14 protein-coding genes are annotated in these 15,487 nt (G+C 73.1%); 5 read left to right on the plus strand and 9 right to left on the minus strand.

The genetic code is table 11. The features are described from left to right. Positions 1–5 precede the first annotated feature (5 nt). Positions 6–1,148 (plus strand): serine hydrolase domain-containing protein, encoded by a 1,143-nt coding sequence (locus tag ACIBI5_RS39530; RefSeq protein WP_397254578.1) that lies wholly within the window; start codon positions 6–8, stop codon positions 1,146–1,148. On the opposite strand, the gene ACIBI5_RS39535 is transcribed toward ACIBI5_RS39530, so the two are convergent. Next, on the minus strand, positions 1,141–2,535 hold the full coding sequence (locus tag ACIBI5_RS39535) for an MFS transporter (protein WP_397254579.1): 1,395 nt from the start codon (positions 2,533–2,535) through the stop codon (positions 1,141–1,143). The genes ACIBI5_RS39530 and ACIBI5_RS39535 overlap by 8 nt on opposite strands. Before the next feature lie 69 nt (positions 2,536–2,604). Here ACIBI5_RS39535 and ACIBI5_RS39540 point away from each other — a divergent pair, with 69 nt between their 5' ends. Then, positions 2,605–3,231, plus strand: coding sequence for a TetR/AcrR family transcriptional regulator (locus ACIBI5_RS39540; protein WP_397254581.1), 627 nt, complete (start codon positions 2,605–2,607; stop codon positions 3,229–3,231). Here the strand turns inward: ACIBI5_RS39540 and ACIBI5_RS39545 are convergent. The 3 genes from ACIBI5_RS39545 to ACIBI5_RS39555 are packed head-to-tail and all read right to left on the minus strand — an operon-like array spanning position 3,228 to position 6,443. Continuing rightward, entirely contained in the window at positions 3,228–3,971 is a 744-nt protein-coding gene (locus ACIBI5_RS39545) for an SDR family NAD(P)-dependent oxidoreductase (RefSeq protein ID WP_397254583.1), read from the minus strand. The genes ACIBI5_RS39540 and ACIBI5_RS39545 overlap by 4 nt on opposite strands. Then, on the minus strand, positions 3,968–4,819 hold the full coding sequence (locus tag ACIBI5_RS39550; RefSeq protein ID WP_397254585.1) for an SDR family NAD(P)-dependent oxidoreductase: 852 nt from the start codon (positions 4,817–4,819) through the stop codon (positions 3,968–3,970). Before ACIBI5_RS39550 ends, ACIBI5_RS39545 begins: the two co-directional genes overlap by 4 nt. Before the next feature lie 22 nt (positions 4,820–4,841). After that, entirely contained in the window at positions 4,842–6,443 is a 1,602-nt protein-coding gene (locus ACIBI5_RS39555) for an AMP-binding protein (protein WP_397254587.1), read from the minus strand. Between the two features lie 124 nt (positions 6,444–6,567). Between ACIBI5_RS39555 and ACIBI5_RS39560 the strand changes: the two genes are divergently transcribed. Both ACIBI5_RS39560 and ACIBI5_RS39565 read left to right on the plus strand, forming a co-directional pair. Further along, on the plus strand, positions 6,568–7,896 hold the full coding sequence (locus tag ACIBI5_RS39560) for a flavin monoamine oxidase family protein (RefSeq protein ID WP_397254589.1): 1,329 nt from the start codon (positions 6,568–6,570) through the stop codon (positions 7,894–7,896). A gap of 9 nt (positions 7,897–7,905) precedes the next feature. Further along, complete coding sequence (locus ACIBI5_RS39565; RefSeq protein ID WP_397254591.1) at positions 7,906–8,229, plus strand: cupin domain-containing protein; 324 nt, start codon at positions 7,906–7,908, stop codon at positions 8,227–8,229. A gap of 16 nt (positions 8,230–8,245) precedes the next feature. Here ACIBI5_RS39565 and ACIBI5_RS39570 read toward each other — a convergent pair whose 3' ends face one another. The 5 genes from ACIBI5_RS39570 to ACIBI5_RS39590 are packed head-to-tail and all read right to left on the minus strand — an operon-like array spanning position 8,246 to position 14,427. Further along, positions 8,246–9,862, minus strand: a complete 1,617-nt coding sequence (locus ACIBI5_RS39570; RefSeq protein ID WP_397254593.1) for an AMP-binding protein — start codon at positions 9,860–9,862, stop codon at positions 8,246–8,248. Next, positions 9,859–10,818, minus strand: a complete 960-nt coding sequence (locus ACIBI5_RS39575) for an amidohydrolase family protein (protein WP_397254595.1) — start codon at positions 10,816–10,818, stop codon at positions 9,859–9,861. The genes ACIBI5_RS39570 and ACIBI5_RS39575 overlap by 4 nt, the downstream gene beginning before the upstream one ends. Continuing rightward, complete coding sequence (locus tag ACIBI5_RS39580) at positions 10,815–12,002, minus strand: acetyl-CoA acetyltransferase (protein ID WP_397254597.1); 1,188 nt, start codon at positions 12,000–12,002, stop codon at positions 10,815–10,817. The genes ACIBI5_RS39575 and ACIBI5_RS39580 overlap by 4 nt, the downstream gene beginning before the upstream one ends. Next, positions 12,002–13,417 carry a 3-oxoacyl-[acyl-carrier-protein] synthase III C-terminal domain-containing protein gene (locus ACIBI5_RS39585; RefSeq protein WP_397254599.1) on the minus strand — a complete coding sequence of 472 codons (1,416 nt, stop codon included), beginning with the start codon at positions 13,415–13,417 and terminating at the stop codon, positions 12,002–12,004. The genes ACIBI5_RS39580 and ACIBI5_RS39585 overlap by 1 nt, the downstream gene beginning before the upstream one ends. Before the next feature lie 35 nt (positions 13,418–13,452). Then, a complete protein-coding gene (locus ACIBI5_RS39590; protein WP_397254601.1) occupies positions 13,453–14,427 on the minus strand; it encodes an amidohydrolase family protein in 975 nt (324 codons plus the stop codon). A 29-nt stretch (positions 14,428–14,456) separates the two neighbouring features. Between ACIBI5_RS39590 and ACIBI5_RS39595 the strand changes: the two genes are divergently transcribed. Next, a complete protein-coding gene (locus ACIBI5_RS39595) occupies positions 14,457–15,419 on the plus strand; it encodes an AraC family transcriptional regulator (protein ID WP_397254603.1) in 963 nt (320 codons plus the stop codon). Positions 15,420–15,487: the final 68 nt, after the last annotated feature.

Raw genomic sequence — 15,487 nt, forward strand, 5'->3', positions numbered from 1 at the left:
CCGACATGACGATCTTCAAGGCCGGACTGCTTCTCTCCGCCGTGGTGATGACCGCTACCGCGCTCGCATCCCCGGCTGAGGCCGCCCACGACCGCGCCGACGTGCGGCGCTCGCTTGAGCGGGCCGTCGAGGGCGGGGCGCCCGGCATGGTCGCCGAGATCCGCGACCACCGCGGACGCTGGTTCGGCTCGGCGGGCGTGGCCGACCTCAAGACCGGTGAGGAGCGCCGCTCCGGCGAGCGGTTCCGGATCGGGAGCACGACCAAGACGTTCACCGCGCTGCTGGTCCTGCAACTGGCCGCCGAGGGCAGCCTGAGCCTCGACGACAGCGTGGACACGTGGCTGCCCGGCCTGGTGCGGGGCAACGGCTACGACGGGCGCGAGATCACCATCCGGCAGCTGCTCAACCACACCAGCGGCATCTTCAACTACGGCAACGACGCGGAGCTGATGAAGACGGCCGTGGGCGCCGCCTGGTACGAGCACCGCTTCGACGCCTACACGCCCGCGGAGCTGGTGAAGATCGGCCTGTCCAACCCGCCCTACTTCGCCCCCGGCGCCGGGTTCGGCTACTCCAACACCAACTACTACCTGGCCGCCATGATCATCGAGAGGATCACCGGCCGGAGCTACGGCGACGAGCTTGAGCGCCGCGTCCTGCGCCCGCTGGGACTGTCCCGCACCTACCTGCCCGGCCGCGACACGAAGATCCGCGGCGAGCACCCCGTCCACCACTCCACGCTGTTCTCCATGGACGCCGATCCCGAGATCCACGACGCCACCGAGATGAACCAGTCCTTCGCCTGGGCCGCGGGTGGCATCGTCTCCACCACCGGCGACCTGCAGCGCTTCTTCGGCGCGCTGCTGGCGGGCAAGCTGCTGCCCGCCGCGCAGCAGCGCGAGATGTTCACCACCGTGGCCACCCAGGGCGGCCCGCCGTGGATCCCCCACACCCGCTACGGGCTGGGCGTCTTCTCCCAGGAACTGCCGGGTGGCGTCACGCTCTGGGGGAACGGCGGCGCCACCTACGGCTCCTGGACCTTCGCCATGGGCACCCGCGACGGCGGCCGCCTGCTCACCACTCAGATCAACGGCGACTGGAGCGGCCTGGCCCCCTTCGACGACCTGTTCACCGCCGCGTTCAGCTGACCCGCCCCCCGAGGAGACCCGCCGAGCCGTCGGCGGGTCTCTTCTCTTTGGGCACGGCGAACGCCCCCACCAGAGCGAGTACCGCCGCACCCGCCCCGAGCACGAAGGCCAGGCCGAAGCCCGCCTCGGCGGGTACGCCGGTCGCGGGGTCGAGGCGGGCGGCCAGGATCGACAGCCCGGCCTGACTGCCCAGCGTCTCCCCGAGGGTCCTCGCCAGGGTACTGATGCCCGTGGACACCCCGGTCTCACCTGGGGCGACCGCCCGGACGATCAGGCTGGTCATGGCGGTGAACGCGAGGCCGTACCCGACTCCCATGACGGCGCCGGCGGCCATGAGCTGCCACGGCTCGCGGTGCCACAGGGCCAGAGCGGCGACGGACAGGGCCATGAGGAGAGCGCCCCCGATGATCACGGCCCTGGGTGGCAGGACCCGCTCCAGCGCCCCGGCGGCCGGGCCGGCGACGAGGAAGGCCAGCGCGGTGGGCAGCAGGTACAGGCCGGCCTGGGCGGTGGTGCCGCCGAAGCCGTACCCCGTCTCGACGGGGAGCGTCACCAGCTGGGGAACCACGACGAAGACCACCACACTGGAGAAGCCGACCGCCAGGGCGATCAGCGACGGCGCCAGCACCACCCGGCGGCGCAGCAGCGCCATGTCGACGAACGGCCGCGGGTGGCGGGACTCGTACCGGATCCATCCGGCGGCGCCGGCGACGGCGAAGGCGAGCAGCGGCGTGACGCGCCAGGACAGCCAGCCGTCGTCGGCGGCGTAGGTGACCGACAGCAGCAGGGCCACGACCGAGGCGGCGAACAGCAGGACCCCGCCGACGTCGAGCGCGCCGCCGAGGCGGAGGTCGGAGCCGGGGATGACCAGCCGCGCGGCCACGGTCGCGGCGAGCATCGCCGCCCCGGCGCCGAGCAGCCAGCGGTGCGAGAAGGCGTCGGCCAGGCCGCCGCCGACCAGGTAGCCGATGAGCCCGCCCGCGGTGGCCACGCCGCCGATCGTGCCGATGGCGACGCCGACGGAGCGCGCCGGCAGAACCTCGCGGGCCAGCCCGTACGCCAGCGGGTAGATCCCGGCTCCCACACCGAGCAGGAGCTGACCGGCGATCATCACCGGCAGGCCCGGGGCCAGGCCCGACACCAGGGCGCCGGCGGCCATGATGGCGAAGGTCCAGGTGACCACGCGCCGCTTGCCGTACATGTCGCCCAGGCGCCCGGCGACCGGGGTCGCGATCGAGGCGGCGAGGAGGAAGCCGGTGAACAGCCACGCGGCGGCGGACGGCGAGGCGCCGAGATCGGCCTGGAAGCGTACGAGGCCGGGCACGATGGCCGAGCCGAGCGTCGTGTAGATCAACACCCCGGCCAGCAGAACGAGTAGCGTCGGCATACGAAGGCCTCCTGTATGAACGTTTATGCACTACGATGAAGAGGTCACCCAGAAACCTGAGGAGAGTCCGTGCCGCCTCGCTCGCGCGCCACCGTCGCGACGCCCGTCAAGAAGCCGCCGGCGGAGCGCATCCTGGCCGCCGCGGAGGAGCTGTTCTTCACCCAGGGCTTCAAGGGCACGAGCGTCAGGGACATCACGGCGGCCAGCGGCCTGACGCCCGCCGCGCTCTACAACCACTTCCCCTCCAAGGAAGAGGTCCTGTTCACGCTGGTCAGCAGGGCGACGGACGAGGGTGAGCGCATGCTCAACGACGCGGTCGCCGACGCGGCGGCCGACCCGGAGAGCCAGCTGAGGGCGCTGGCGTACGCCTCGGCCCTCTTCCATGCCCGCCACCGCGCCTCGGCCATGATCGCCACGTTCGAGTACGTCCATCTGCCCGAGGCCCAGCGGGCGGTCATCGTCGAGCGCCGCCGCGGCCTGCGGACCCGGCTGGAGCGCACGCTGGAGCACGGCGTGCGTTCGGGGGTCTTCGAGCTGCCCGCCATGCGCGGTGACGCGACGAAGCTCACCGCCACGGCGATCGTCAACCTGGTTCTGCGGGCGACCGAGTTCTTCGGCCCGTTCCCGGCGGTCAAGGACGAGGAGCTGGCCGGGCTCCACGCCGACCTGGCCTGCCGGATGGTGCTGGCGCGCTAGGCGCGTACCCAGCCGCCGTCGACGAAGAGGGCCTGGCCCGTCACGTAACGGGCCTCTTCCGACGCCAGCCAGCAGACCGCGTTCGCGATCTCCTCCGGCCTGCCCATCCTGGCGATCGGCTGGGTGGCCGTCTGTTTGGCGGCGATCTCCCGCAGGTTGCCGTGGTCGGCCATCTCGGTGTCGACGAAGCCGGGGCAGACGGCGTTCGCGCGGATGCCGCTGCGGCCGAGCTCGACGGCGAGCGCCCTGGTCAGCGAGAGCAGGCCGCCCTTGGAGGCGTCGTAGGCGATCTGCCCGAAGAAGCCGATCACGGCCACGGAGCAGATGTTGACGATCGCGCCCGCGCCCGAGCGCGCGAGGTGGTCGAGCGCCGCCTGGCTGAGGACGAACGGGGCGCGCAGGTTGACCGCGAGCACCCGGTCCCAGTCCTCCAGCGTGTAGTCGCGGATCTTGGCGCGGGCGCCGGTGGCGGCGTTGTTGACCAGGATGTCGAGTCCGCCGAGCCGGTCGGCCGCCTGCGCGACGACGGCCTTGGCCGCGCCGGCGTCGGAGACGTCGGCCTCCTGGACGATCCCCTTCCCGCCGTCGCGCTCGATCCGCGCGAGCGTCGCCCGCGCGCCCTCGGCGTCGAGGTCGCACAGGGCGACCCGCGCGCCTTCCGCCGCCATCCGGGTGGCGATGGCGGCGCCGATGCCGCGGGCCGCTCCCGTGATCAATGCGGTACGGCCGGCCAGAGTCATGCCCCGCCTCCTTCCGTGATCGGTGTCTCCAGGTGGCGCAGCCGCCATTCGGTCCGCCCGCGGCGCCGGTAGTCGGTGGTGAACCAGCGCGGCACGTTGTGGGTGGCGCCGCCGTCCACGAGGTGCGCGGCCCCGGTGACGTAGGAGCTGTCGTCCCCGGCGAGGAACGCGACGGCGGCGGCCACGTCCTCGGGGCGCCCGACGCGGCCGAGCGGCGTCTGCGACTCGATGAGCCGGTCCATGCCCTGCTCCAGCAGGTTCTTGGTCATCGCGGTGTCCGTGACCCCCGGCATGACCGCGTTGACCCGCACGCCGTGGGCGCCGAGTTCGCCGGCCATGACCTGGACCAGCATGTTGAGCGCGGCCTTGGTGGCGCAGTAGGCGGAGAACAGGGCAGCGGGGGCGACCGCGCCGTTGGAGGAGTTGACGATGATCGATCCGCCGCGGCCGCCGTCGGCCATGTGCCTGGCGGCGGTCTGGCACACCAGGAAGGTGCCGGTCAGGTTGACGGCGACGTGCCGGTTCCAGGTGTCAAGCGGCAGGTCGATGAAGGCGTCGACGCGGCCCCAGCCGGCGTTGGCGAAGCAGATGTCGAGTCCGCCGTGCGCTTCCACCGTCTCGGCGAAGACCCGCTCGACCTGCTCGGGGTCGGTCTGGTCCATCGTGGCCGCCCGTACGGCGAGGCCTTCGCCGCGCAGGCCGGTGGCCACGCGTTCGGCGGCCGCGCCGTCCCGGTCGGCCACGACGACCGCGGCGCCTTGCCCGGCGAGCTTGCGCGCGGTGGCGGCGCCGATCCCGCCCGCGCCGCCGGTGATCAGCGCGACCCGGTCGCGCAGTGGGGTGTGCATAAGCGTCTCCATGAATAATCGTTCATACTTGCTTGAGGCGGGTGCGGCGGACTTTGAGCCCGGCGGCCTCGCGGTCCCAGGTGTCGGGCGTGACGCCCTCGCGGCGCAGGCGCCGCTTCTCGATCTTGCTGGTGGGGGTCTTGGGCAGCTCGCCCAGCACGCGCACGTACCGGGGCACCATGAAGTGCGGGAGCCGTTCCACGAGAAACTCCAGGAGGTCGCGCGGGTCGAGACGCGCGCCGTCGACGGGCGCCACGGCCGCGAGCACGTCGTCCTCCCCGTCCCCGCTCGGCACCGCGACGGCCGCGGCCTCCCGGACCGCCGGATGGCGCAGGATCTCCGCCTCGACCTCGCTGGAGGAGATGTTCTCCCCGCGCCGCCTGATCGCGTCCTTGATCCGGTCGACGAAGAAGTGGTCGCCGTGCTCGTCCCTGCGGAAGGCGTCGCCGGTGTGGAACCAGCCGTTGCGCCAGGCCGCCGCCGTCGCCTCGGGGGCGCCGAGGTAGCCGCTGGTCATCGCCCAGGGCAGGTCGGTGCGGATGACGAGCTCGCCGATCTCCCCCTGCGGGACCTCCTGGTCGTGGGCGTCGACCACGCGCACCTGGACGCCAGGCCGCGGGCGGCCGCAGCTGCCCGGTGTGGCCGGGTTGAGCTCGGAGACGAGCGGCACGCTCACCTCGGTCATGTTGAACACCGTGAGGATGTCGCAGCCGAAGCGGCGGGCGAACTCCCCCGCGTTGTCCGTGAGCGGGACCAGGTAGACCAGCCGGAGCGTGGTGTCGCGCTCGCCCGGCCGGGGCGGCTGCTTGAGCAGGAACGTCGCCATGACGCCGAGGAGCGTGCAGCAGGTCGCGCCGGTGCGCTCGATGACGTCCCAGAACGAGCTCGTGTCGAAGGACTCGACCAGCACCACGGACGCGCCGACGATCAGCGCGCCCGCGATGTCCTGCAGCCCGCCGCCGTGGAAGATCGGCAGGCTGGTGAGGCAGCGGTCGTCTGCCGACAGGTGCTCCTCGACGGCGGTGACGGTGGCCCACAGGTGTACGTAGGAGGAGATCACGCCCTTGGAGGGGCCGGTGGTGCCCGAGGTGAAGATCACCGCGTACGGATCCCAGGGCTGGGCCGGGCACTCCTCGGGCTCCTCAAGCTCCGCGGGATGCAGAACGGCGACGCCGTGCGCGGCGACCCCCGGCAGAGGCGCGCACGGGCCGCCGGCCACGACGACGTGCTCCACCCCGGCCAGGTCGAGCCCGGCCAGCCGGTCGGCCAGGTCCGCGTGCACGACGACGACCTTCGGCCGGACGAGCGTGAGCACGTGCGCCAGGATGTCGCCGCGGTAGGCGGTGTTGACCGGGACGAACACGGCGCCGAGCTGGTTGGCGCCGAACCACGCGCGCAGGATCTCCGGGCCGTTGGGCAGCCACACGAGCACGTGGTCGCCCGGCTCCACCCCTAGGGAGCGCAGGCCGCTCGCGGCGGAGAGCGTCTCGTCCCAGGCGTCGCCGTACGTCCACGCCGTCCCGTCGGCGAAGGCGACGAAGGGCCGGTCGGGCTCCTGGCGTGCCCGATCCCGCAGAAGCAGCGGAAGCACGCACTGTTCGCGGGGTGGGAGCTTCGCTGTCATCGCTCTCCCTGAACGGTGGCAAATGTATGAACGTTTGTATAGCATGCTGCCATTCACACAGACAATACCTGGCCAAATAACCATCAGCTAGGCATGTACGATCGTTCATATTGAGGAGTCGCGGATGATCGAGAAGACCGCTGACGCCGTCGTGGTCGGCGGCGGCCTGTCCGGCCTCACCGCCGCCTACCGGCTGGCCTCCGGCGGCGTGGACACGGTCGTCCTCGAAGCGGGCGAACGCGTCGGCGGCCGCGTGTGGAACATCCCCCTCACCGGCGGCAAGGCCACCGAGGCCGGCGCCATGTACGTGTGCGCGAGCCAGCGGGAGATCCTCACCCTCGCGGCCGAACTGGGCGTCGAGCTCTTCCCCTCTTACAAGGACGGCCTCGGCGTCGCCCACCTGGGCGGCCGCCGCTTCGAGTACGCGGACGGCCTGCCCGGCCTGCCCCGTGACGCGGTCCGCGAGTACGCCGGAGCGCTCAAGGCCATGGAGCGCACCGACCACGACGACCCGCGCCACGACACCCTCGACCTCGCCGCCTGGCGGGACGAGCAGATCCACGACCCGCTGGCCAGGCAGTTGTTCGACAGCTCGGTCTCCGCGTGGTTCGCCGCGCCGCCGGACGAGATCTCCTTCGCCTACGCGCTGCACGCCACCGCGACCTGCGGCGGGATCCGGCCGATGCTGCGCGACCAGGACTCCGTGCTGAGGTTCGCCGCCGGGTCGCAGGCGCTGCCCGACGCGCTGGCGGCGTACCTGGGCGAGCGGGTGTGCCTCGGCGAGCCGGTCCGCGAGGTCGAGCGGGACGGGAGCGGCATCGTGGTCGGCACGCCCGGCCTGCGCGTGCGGGCCCGCCGGGTGATCATGGCGATCGGGCCGGCCGCGACCGGGCCCGTCTCCTTCCGTCCCGGGCTGCCGCGCGCGCGGGCGGCGCTGGCCCGCGGCTGGGTGCGGGGGCCGCTCATCAAGACCAACGTGGTCTACGACGAGCCCTTCTGGCGGAACCACGGGCTCTCGGGCTCCGGCTTCACCGATCTGGGCGCGGTGCCCGGCTTCCTGGACGCCTCGCCGCCGGACGGCTCGCCCGGTGTGCTCGCGCTCACCGCCTTCACCTTTTCCGAGCGGCATTTCCGCGGCAACCCGCCGGCCTTCTCCACCGACCATCAGGTACGGCGCGCCGCCACCCTGGAAGCCCTGGCCGCCTGCCTGGGTCCCGAGGCGGCCAGCCCGGTGGCGTACCTGGAGACCGACTGGCGGCGGCAGCCGTACATCTTCGGCTGTCAGGGCGGGCTGCGGCCCGGCGCGCTCACCGCGGCGGGACCCGCGCCGCACGCGCCCGCGGACGGCCTGCACTGGGCAGGGACGGAGAGCGCCGACCGGTGGACGGGCTGGATGAACGGCGCGGTCCGGGCGGGCGAGCGCTGCGCCCGCGAGGTCCTCGACCGGCTCTGAGGAGAGATCATGACCGAGGTCCTGCCGTTCGGCGACGACCCGTCGGGCTACCACGCGGTGCCCTTCGCCAGGAACCTCGCGGTGTCCTTCCCCATGGACACCGCGGGCTTCCTGCGCTTTTCCGGGGACGGGCACCTGCGCGAGTGGACGCTCACCTACGACGAGACGCTGTACGTCATCGAGGGCGAGCTGACCGTGACCGAGGGCGGGCGGGACGTGCGGGTCGCCGCCGGTTCCGCCTGCTTCATCGGCGCGGGCGCGACGGTCGACTATCGTGCGACCGCCGGCACCCGCGCCTTCTTCGTCATCCGTCCACGAGTCATCCGTCCATGAGCCATCCGTCCATGAGTCATCCGTCCGCGGCCGGGAGGCGCTCCCGCCTGACCCGGATGCCGGCCGCCTCGCGATCCCACGTGTCGGCGGTGACCCCGGCGGCGCGCAACAGGTGCTTGCGCACCTTGTTCGTCGGCGTCTTGGGCAGCTCGGCCACGACGCGGACGTAGCGCGGCACCATGTAGTGCGGCATGTGCTCCACGCAGAAGGCCAGGAACCCGGCGGGATCGATCGTCCGGCCTGGGACCGGTGCCACGACCACGAGCACCTCGTCCTCGCCGTGCTCGCTCGGCACCGCGACGGCGGCCACCTCCCTGACCCCGGTGTACGCGGCGGCGCCGGTCTCCAGCTCGAAGGAGGAGATGTTCTCGCCCCGGCGGCGGATGGCGTCCTTGACCCGGTCGACGAAGAAGTACTCGCCGCCCGGCTCACGGCGGAAGGCGTCGCCGGTGTGGAACCAGCCGTTGCGCCAGGCCGCAGCGCTCGCCTCCGGCATCGCGTGGTAGCCGTGGTTCATGGCCCAGGGCGCGGCCGTTCTGACGATCATCTCGCCGGTCTCGCCGTCGGGCACCTCCCGGTCGTGGGCGTCCACCAGCCGCACCTCGACGCCGGCGCGCACCCGGCCACAGGCCCCCGCCCTGTCCGGGTTGCGCTCCGACAGCAGCGGCGTGCTGACCTCGGTCATGTTGAACAGCGTGTAGACGTCGACGCCGAAGCGCCGGGCGAAGTCCTGGGCGTTCTCCCCGAGCGGCACCATGCAGACGGTGCGCAGCGGGTGGTCCCGGTCGTCCGGTCCCGGCTCGCGTGCGGCCAGGAACGAGGTCATGGCGCCCAGCAACGTGCAGGCGGTGGTGCCGGTACGGCGGACCAGTTCCCAGAACGAGCGGGTGTCGAAGCCGTCCACCACCGCCACCGAGGCGCCGGCGTACAGGGCCAGGGCGACGCCGATCGTGCCGCCGCCGTGGAAGAGCGGCAGCTGCACCAGGTAACGGTCCCCCGCGCCGATGACGCCGGCCGATGCGGCCACCGCCGTCGTCCACAGGTGCGCGTACGAGCACAGCACGCCCTTGCTCGCCCCGGTCGTGCCGGAGGTGTAGAGCACGCCGTAGGTGTCCCAGGGTCGCGGCGTGTGCGTCGAGACCCGGCGCGGCGCGGCCGGGAGGTCACCGACCGGCACCGTGTCGAGGCCGGTGACCTCCGGCGCGGTGCGGCCGGGGACCAGCACGGTACGCAGCGCCGCCGTCTCCACCGAGGCCAGCCTGGGCGCCAGAGCGGGATGGACGACCGCGAGCCGGGCGCCGGAGTTGGCCAGCACGTGCTCCAGGAACCTGCCGCGCAGGGCGGTGTTGACCGGCACGTAGACGGCACCGAGCTCGTTGAGCCCGAACCAGGTGCGCAGGGCGTCCGGTCCGTTGGGCAGCCAGGAGACGACGAGGTCGCCGGGCCGTACGCCGTGCTCGTGCAGGATCTCGGCCATGGCCAGGGTCTCGTGGAGCACCCGCGCGCCCGTCCACTCCTCGCCGTCCTGGAAGACGGCGAAGACCTCGCCGGGACGCTCCTCGGCGCGGCGGCGCAGCACCAGGGGCACCACGCACTCCGCGGCCTCGGGGGTCGCGGTGAAGGCGGTGCTCATGCCGCCGTGCCCAGGACGCGGGTGGCGTTGGTGTACAGCCAGCGGCGCACGGTGCCCTCGTCGAGCGGCAGCGCGCGTACCTCGTCGGCCAGTTCGCCCGCGGACATCTCGTGCACCCAGCCGACGCTGCCGAACAGGACCTTGTTCCTGATCGTGGCCCGGCCGTGGGCCAGCAGCGGCTCCCAGCCGGAGCCCGCGGCCGCCATGTGCAGCGGCCGGTGGGTGGAGAACTCCAGGTAGACGTTGGGATGGCGCTGGCAGAGCGCGACCATCTCCATCATCCAGGGCCAGCCGCCGTGACCGGCGACGATCACCAGGTCCGGGTGGGCCCGCGCGATCGCGTCCAGTTGCCGCCACGCGCAGTGGTCCACGGGCACCCGGGGCGAGAGGTTGTGCCCGGCGTGGATCCAGACCGGCACGCCCAGGCGCTCGGCCTCGGCGTAGACCGCCCGGCTGGCGGCCGAGAGCGGGTCGGCGACGTCGGTGAAGTGCGTCACCGACACCCCGCCCATGCCGAGGTCGCCCACGCACCGGCGCATCTCCTTCAGCGCCGCCTGCTCGTCGCGCAGGCTCAGCCCCGCCCAGGCGCGCAGCCGGTCCGGGTGGCGGCGGGCGAAGGCGGCCGCCCGGTCGTTGAGCAGCCCGCCCGAGCGCAGCGGCGTCATGCCGCCGTGGATCACCTGCAGCGCCACCCCACCGGCGGCCAGTTCCTCCACATACCCGTCGATGTCCACGTCCAGCCGGCCGGTGGACAGCAGCAGCCGCACCACCTCGTCCGGTCCGCGCTCCAGCGCCTTCTGGTACGCCGCGTGCCCGACCCCCGCCAGGCCGCAGAACCGCCGCCCGAACAGCCGCAGGTAGTTCGGGCAGTCGGCGGCGAACCAGCTCAGGTACGACTCCCACGACTCGGCGTCGAGCACGACCCCTGCCATGTCGATGACCGCGTTGTCACTCACCGGGAAGGCCCCTCGAGGATGGTGATGAGGCAGACGCATTCGCCGGGATCGCCGCCGATGTTCTGGGTGAGCGCGAGCCTGCGCCCGTTGTCGATCTGCCGCTCCCCGGCCTCGCCGCGCAGCTGCAGCCAGCTCTCGAAGATCATCCTGATGCCGGAGGCGCCGAGCGGGTGACCGAACGCCTTCAGCCCGCCGTCCGGGTTGACCGGCAGCGCGCCGTCGCGGTCGAAGACCCCGCCCACCATGTCCTTCCAGGCGGTGCCGCGGGCGGAGAAACCCAGGTCCTCCATCAGGACGATCTCGGTGATGGTGAAGCAGTCGTGCACCTCGGCGAAGGACAGCTCCGCCCGCGGGTCGCCGATGCCCGCCTGCGCGTACGCGCTGCGCGCCGCGGCCACCGCCTCGGGGAAGGAGGAGAAGTCGTGGCCGGGGTCCATCGCGCCGGTACCCGGGCCGGCCGCCAGGGCCAGCGCCTTCACCAGGACGGGCTTGCCGGTGTAGCGGCGCGCGTCCTCGGTTCTGGTGATCACGACGGCGGCGGCGCCGTCGGCCAGCCCGCCGCAGTCGAGCAGGCTCAGTTTCCCGGCCAGCAGCGGCTGCCGGTCGATCACCTCCTTGGGGATCTCCCGCTGGAAGTAGGCGCGGGGGTTGAGCGCGCCGTTGCGGTGGTTCTTCCACGCGACGTGGGTCATGGCCGCGCGCAGGTCGGCGTCGGCCACGCCGTGGCGCTGGGCGTAGCCGGTGGCCAGGTAGCCGAAGGTGCCGGGGGGCGTGTGCGGCACCGCCGTACCGTCGTCGAAGAACTCGAAGAACGGGATGCCGGCCTGTCCCGAGTCCATGACCTTCTCCACGCCGATCGCCATGACCACGTCGTACGCGCCGGCGGCCACGGCGTAGCAGGCGTTGCGGAAGGCGTCGGAGCCGGTGGCGCAGAAGTTCTCGACCCGGGTGACGGGCTTGTTGTCCAGCTTGAGCGGCTTGGACAGCGCGGTGCCCGCGTGCCCGGAGCCGAACGTGCCCAGCCAGAACGCGTCCACGTCGGCCAGGTCGATGCCCGCCGACGCGGCGGCCTCGTTGGCGGCGGCGATGAGCAGGTCGTCGGCCCCGGCGTCGCGGCGCTCGCCGAAACGTGTGCATCCGGCGCCCACCACGGCCACTCTGCCGGTGATTCCCCTGTCGGCCATCAGTACTGCTCCCCTCGCTCCGGGCGGGCTTTCCAGTAGTAGTTGTGCACGCCGTCGCGGCTGTGTGTCCTGCGTACGGCCATGCGCACCCGCAGCCCGGTCCGCGCGCCGTCCGGCAGGGTGTCGGTGAACTCGCACTGCAGCCGGCCGCCGCCGTCGAAGTCGACGGTTCCGTAGATCAGCGGCGGGTTCGGCGACCAGGCCAGCCGGTCCACGGTGGCGATCGAGACGGTGGCGGGCATGCCGGCCACCGGGTCGGGCCGCATCTGGTCGAGCGCGCGGCAGGCGCCGCACACACGCTGGGGCGGCAGGTGGCGGGTGTCGCAGGCGAGGCAGCGCGAGCCGACGAGGCCGAGCTTCCACGCGCCGATCCGCCGGGCGGCGGGGGCGGCGAGCTGCGGCGGCAGCGGGCGGCGCATGGGCTCGCGCGGCAGGAATCCGCGCCAGGTGGCGTAGGCGGCGTAGCTCAGGTCGTCGCTGGAGTGCTCGATCTGGGCGGCGGTCGGCCAGGCGCTGCGCCGTCGGGCGAGCAGGTCGGTGGTGCGGAACAGGAGCGCGTCGGCGCCTTCGGTCAGGGCCACGAGCGCGATCACCTCCCCCGGTCCCGCCCGGTCCAGGATCGCGGCCAGCCGCAGCGCCGGGTGGGCGGTGCCGGTCTCGCCGACCGAGTCGAGCAGGTCGTCGGCCGCCGCGTGTTCCTCGACGCCGGCCGCGGCGCGGACCGCGGCGGCGATCCGCCTGCTCGCGCCGGTGACGACGAGGTGGTCGACGTCGGCCGCGGTCAGTCCGGCGGACTTCAGCGCCTCCTCCAGCACCTGCCGCCCGGCGGGCACGTGGACCTCTTCGACGAAGCGGTCCTCCCAGTGGCGGGAGTGCCGCTCGCCCGGCTCGCGCCACCGGCTCAGGAACTCCTCGGTTCTGGCCGCGTCGCCGATCCATTCCGCCACGACCTCTCCGTCGGCGCCCACGACGAGCGCCGCGGCGCCGTCGCCGCCGTCGCGCTCGTCGGCGCCGCCGGGCAGGCCGGCGCGGATGTCGGACAGGACGACGAGTGTGGGCGGGCCCGCGTGCAGTCCGGCCCGCAGGGCGCCGACGCCTGAGCGCACCGCGCCGCCCATGTCGACGGCGGGCACGGACGGGTCGAGCGACAGCACCGCGTGGATGGCGGCGGCGTTGGACCTGTCCAGGTAGACCGGGTCCGCGGTGGCGAAGTAGAGACTCCGCACCTCCTCCGGTCCCGGCAGGCCGTGCAACGCCACCCTGGCCGCCTCCGCGCCCATGGTGGTGGTGTCCTCGTCGTAGGAGGCGACCGTCCTGGAGCCGGTCGCCGGCCTGGTGCCGAGCGCCTCCCCGATGCGCGAGCGGCGGATCCGGTGCGCAGGGAGGTAGCCCCCGTACGCCATGATTCCAGCCAAGATTGAACTCCTTGCTCTATGAACGTTCATTCATATTAAGCATCCGGAGCCGGGATGGCCAGGGGCAGGCCGAGAAGAGCCGCCGCGTTGTCGTGCAGCCAGGCCCGCTCGTGCCGTTCCTCCAGGCCCAGCCCGCGCACGGCGGCGATCGAGCGCTCTTGCGTAGAGGCGTGGGTCCAGGCCGCGCTGCCGAACACCACCCGGTGGCGCAGCGCCCCCCGCAGATGGAACAGCAGCGGCTCCCACCCGGAGCCGGGTACCGCCATCGCCCGCGGGTCGTGCCCCGAGGTGTCGAGATAGACGTTGGGCTGGCGCATCATCACCGCCACCAGCTCTCCCACGTACGGCCAGCCGCCGTGCCCGGCCACGACCGGCATCCCCGGATAGCGCCCGGCGACCAGGTCAAGCTCGGCCGGGGTGGTCATCGGGCTGGTGCGCGACAGGTTCAGCCCGCAGTGCAGCCACAGCGGCAGCCCCAGGCCGGCGACGTGCCGGTAGACCAGGTGGCTCGCGGGGTCGTCGGCGGGCACGCCGGCGGCGAAGGGCAGCATGACCACCCCGCGCATGCCGAGCGCCACACAGCGGTCGATCTCGGCGACCGCCGCCGCCGGGTCGCGCGCGTCGACGCCGCACCAGCCGCTCAGCAGGTCCGGATGCCGGGCGGCGCGCGCGGCCACCCGGTCGTTCACGCTCTCGCCGCCGGGCAGGCGGTAGGGGGAGCCGTGCAGCACCTGGTGGCGGACGCCGGCGGCGCGCAGCCGTTCCACGTGGGCGCCGGGGTCGACGGCCAGCCCGCCGGCCAGCGCGGCGAGGGCCCGCGCGGGATCGCGGGCGAGCTGGTCGCGTACGCCCGCCGGGTCCAGGCCCGCCACCACGCTCATGGCGCCCGCCAGGAACTCCAGGAAGTGCGGCGCGTCCGCCGACAGCCCGCGCAGCAGCGCCAGCCATGAACCGGAGTCGTGGACGCCGTCACAGATGTCAATGACGGGATTCTCTGTATGAACACTCATTTATATGATGGTGGCAGAAAGGGGCCGACATGGACAGACGGATCTCGGGACGGCTCGTACACGCCTGCCTCGCCGGCGCCCGGCGCCGCGGCCTCGACGTCGGCCGGGCGCTCGCCCGCGCGGACATCGAGCCGGAGGCCCGCACGGTCACCACGCGGCAGTACGCCCGCCTGGTCCGGCACCTCTGGACCGCCCTCGACGACGAGTTGCTCGGGTTCGGCCCTGCCCCGAGCCGGCTCGGCACCTTCGCGACCATGGCGGCGCTCGCCGTGCACGGCCACGACCTGCGCACCGCGCTGCTGCGCGGGGCCGCCTTCTACGACCTGTTCGCCATCGGGGTGACGATCAGGCTGGTGGAGAGCGGGCGGGAGGCGCGGCTGGAGTTCACGCTGACCGGGTTCCCACAGCCTGCCGATCACCTGGTCGAGCTTGTGCTGGGGGCGTGGCATCGGTTCGCCGGCTGGCTGGTCGGGGGCGGGCTGGAGCTGCGGCGGGCGGAGTTTCCGCATGGGCGGCCGCCGTACGTGCTGGAGTACGACGCGTTCTACGGGTGCGGGTGCCTGTTCGGGCGGGCGCGGCCCGCGATCGGGTTCGACCGGGCGGCGCTCGACCGGCCGGTGCTGCGCGACGAGGCGGCGCTGACGCCTTTCCTGCGGCGCTACCCGGCCGAGCTGGTCGAGCGCGGAGACTACTCGGGCGACGTCGCCGGGCAGGTCAGGAAAGTGCTCGCCGAAGGCCGTCCCGACCTGGCCTCGACCGCCGCCCGGCTGGCCGTCAGCCCCGCCGGCCTACGGCACCGCCTGCGCGCCGAGGGCACCTCCTACCAGCGCGTACGCGACCGGTTCAGGCGGGACGCCGCGGTGTCCGCGCTGGCCCGCGGCGACCTGTCCATCGAGGAGCTGAGCAGGCGGCTCGGGTTCTCGGAGCCGAGCGCGTTCCACCGCGCGTTCAAACGCTGGACCGGCACCACCCCGCGCGCCTACCGGCCATAGGGAGAGCCCGCTGGGGGACGCCAGGGTCAGGCATCACGGACGGCAGGGTCATTGGCCGGTTGGGCCGC

It is taken from the genome of Nonomuraea sp. NPDC050540, assembly GCF_044457485.1.
Lineage (GTDB): Bacteria > Actinomycetota > Actinomycetes > Streptosporangiales > Streptosporangiaceae > Nonomuraea.